A 3,123-nucleotide genomic window follows, 5' to 3' on the forward strand; every position below is an offset into this window, starting at 1 on the left:
GGACATGCTCACCATTATGATGAAAGGTGACGGCCCTATAAACGGTGTTACGGTTACAGCAGATTCTCACGGAAATGTAAAAGGATATGTGGGAAATCCCAATGTTATTATTCCGGCAAATTATGCAGGAAAATTAGATGTAGGCGCTGCCATAGGTTATGGAACCCTTACGGTAATTAAGGATATGGGACTTAAGGAGCCTTATTCCAGCCAGGTCCCTCTTGGCACCAGTGAAGTGGCAGAGGATTTAACTTATTATTTTGCGGCATCGGAGCAGGTTCCGTCAGCAGTGGGACTGGGAGTTCTTATGTCAAAGGACAATACCGTAAAGCAGGCAGGTGGATTTATTGTACAACTTATGCCTTTTGCGGAAGAAGAGGTAATAGACAAGCTGGAAAAAAGAATTAACAGTATTTCCAGTGTAACGGAAATGCTGGAAAAGGGCATGACACCTGAGGATATTCTTACAGAAGTTATGGGAGATATGGGTGTTGAGTTTACAGACAAAATCGAAACCGGATTTAAGTGTACCTGCAGTAAGGAGAAAATTGTAAAGGCATTAGCAGGCATAAGTAAAAAAGATTTAGATGAAATCATAAATGACGGCAAGGAAATAGACGTTAAATGTGATTTCTGTAATACAACTTATAAATTCAGTGTGGAAGAATTGAAAACATTGCGAAAGCAGTATCAATAGGGAATAGGTTAATTTATGGAGGAAACAAGGTGAAAAAAATAGTAACTACTGTTATGATAATGATTTGCAGTTTATTTATGACAGGTTTGATGAACAACAGTGTAAATGCAGGACAATTAGACAAAAACGAAAGCTATGTCTTAGAGAAAATATCAGAAGATAAATTTCCTGCCAAAGTACAGCAAAGATATATAAATCAGCTGAAAAATTATTTTTGCCAGGATGATATTTCACTGGGAAAAGGAGAGGCAGAGGATTTTGTTAAGTATTTAGGCGAAGCTTTGTCCGGAAAAAATGGAGATACACCTAAAGAAATGGCGGATAGCTATATCCGTTTTGAAAAGGCTGGTTCAGCAATAGGTTTATTATTGTCCTATGACAGCAGGGAAAATGTATTTTATTTTACGGATTCATCAGGATATATTGTACTGGATTTTCAGGATGTTGTAAAAAATACAGGAAATGAAAAATCAGTGATGCCTACGGAATTAATATTTACAGCTATTATTGGTTTATGTATCATAGGTCTTTTATTAAACCTTGGAAGATGGGGAAGAAAAATAAGACGAAATAGCGATACATATGAAGATGATGAGGATGAAAGTGAATTGGAAGTGGCTAACAGACGTACAAGAAGAGCCAGAATGCAGACATTTTCATACAAGGCTGTAAAGCAGATTCTCCGTTACTGTTTTGTACCTATCATTATGGGATTAATTGTAATTGGAGCCGTAATGGTGGGAATGACATTTTTTGACGATATAGCATCAAGTGTTAAGAACAATTTTATTAATACTCAGCCTGTCTATGTTGAAAGTAACAGGCAGTTTGTTAAAACTACAGTTAAGAAGGATAAGCAGAAAAAGACAATTAAACTTTCAGATATACCAACTCCAAAATACGGAGACCAGTATGGTGAAATAACCTGTGATAAGTTACAGTTAAAAGCTCCGGTTTATTTTGGTGACAGAGGAAATATTCTTAAAAAAGGTGCAGGTCAGTATAATGGAAGTTTTCTTCCGGGAGAAGGGGGAACAATATTAATTGGTGCCCATGATACTACATATTTTAAGAAACTTGAAAAGGTTAAGAAGGGGCAGACTTTTGAATTTACAACGGAATATGGAGTTTATGAATATAAAGTTAAGGATATTAAAATTGTAGAGAAAGATAAATATGATGAGGCATATGACCTTAGTGCAGATAAAGAAAGCCTTGTTTTATATGCATGCTATCCATTTGGTAAGTTAAAGGGTACGAAGGAAAAGAGAATGTTTGTATATCTGGACAAGGTAACCGGTCCGGATATTCAATACTAGGAGGTGCATGGCAGTGAAAGGAAGAATAATACGAAGAAGAATCATAAGTTATATACTGACATTTATTCTCATGCTGTGCATAATGGGAATATCTTTAATTGGAATGGGAAAGTACAGTATGTTTAGTGAACGTGCCGTATTTCACGCATATGACAAGGTGGGTCTGTTTACTAAAATCTGTTCAGAATTAAAGGAAGAGGCTTATAACATAGGCATTCCTTATGGAATTGAAAGTAATGATTTAAATGGTGTGTTTATAAGAAAAAATGCCATGAGAGATTTAATGGCAACCTTATCCGCTGATATTAATGAGGAAAAAGCGGTTATAAATACTTCATATATAAAGACAAAAATAACCCGGAATATAAAGAAGCAATATAAAGGAAAATTAACGGATGAGCAGCAGAAATCTTTAGATGAATACATCAATAAGGTGGAAAAAATCTACCAAAAGAAAATGGTTATTCCATGTTCTGAATATATTGCAAAAATGATTAACATTTTTACAAAGCTGTTTTTAATAGGAATACCTGTTTGTGTTCTTATTGCAATATTGTGTATGTTCTATCTGGTGGCATCAAGGTCGAAAACATATCGCGGAATGCGGTATATTGCTTACGGAGTATTAGGAGCAGGGGTTACATTATTAACCCTGTTTGCAGCATTGATTTCTAACGGATTTATTTATAAATTTAATATATCTGATGCATATATGAGAAGATTTTTTACTTATTATGTAGGTCACGAATTTTTAATGCAGGTTATAATGGGAATTATATTAATGGTAATTGGTGTGATTTTGGTATTTATAATCTCAAGAAAGAAGTTTAGAAATTAAGAAATATTAAAAATAGTTATAAATTACTGGACTTTCAAACTTTAGAGTGCTAAAATGTAAAAATAGAATAGATTTACAGGGTTATTATTAATAGCCGGAGGTTTGAATTATGAGTAAAAAAATAAGAACAACAGAAGTTGATCATTTGTTTGATGCTATTTTATGTTTAAAGGACAAGGAAGAATGTTATACATTTTTTGAGGATGTGTGTACGGTAAACGAACTGTTATCCATTTCCCAGCGCTATGAGGTGGCAAAGATGCTAAGAG

The 3,123-nt window shown here is 34.4% G+C and carries 3 protein-coding genes and 1 pseudogene (1 of these 4 only partly in view); all 4 read left to right on the forward strand.

Translation table 11 applies throughout. From position 1 onward, the window contains the following. A partial coding sequence (gene hslO, locus Q5O73_RS08880) for an Hsp33 family molecular chaperone HslO (RefSeq protein WP_302669509.1) occupies nt 1-697 on the forward strand: 697 nt, incomplete at its 5' end. A 29-nt stretch (nt 698-726) separates the two neighbouring features. Further along, nucleotides 727-2,016: a class D sortase gene (locus Q5O73_RS08885; protein ID WP_302669510.1), complete on the forward strand. Its 1,290-nt coding sequence runs from the start codon at nt 727-729 to the stop codon at nt 2,014-2,016. 13 nt (nt 2,017-2,029) lie between these two features. Next, a complete protein-coding gene (locus Q5O73_RS08890; RefSeq protein ID WP_147365647.1) occupies nt 2,030-2,854 on the forward strand; it encodes a hypothetical protein in 825 nt (274 codons plus the stop codon). 109 nt (nt 2,855-2,963) lie between these two features. Further along, a pseudogene (locus Q5O73_RS08895) lies at nt 2,964-3,123 on the forward strand (YerC/YecD family TrpR-related protein); it runs 149 nt beyond the window's last position.

Source organism: Eubacterium sp. AF15-50 (assembly GCF_934835595.1).
GTDB classification, from domain to species: Bacteria; Bacillota; Clostridia; order Lachnospirales; family Lachnospiraceae; genus Eubacterium_G; species Eubacterium_G segne.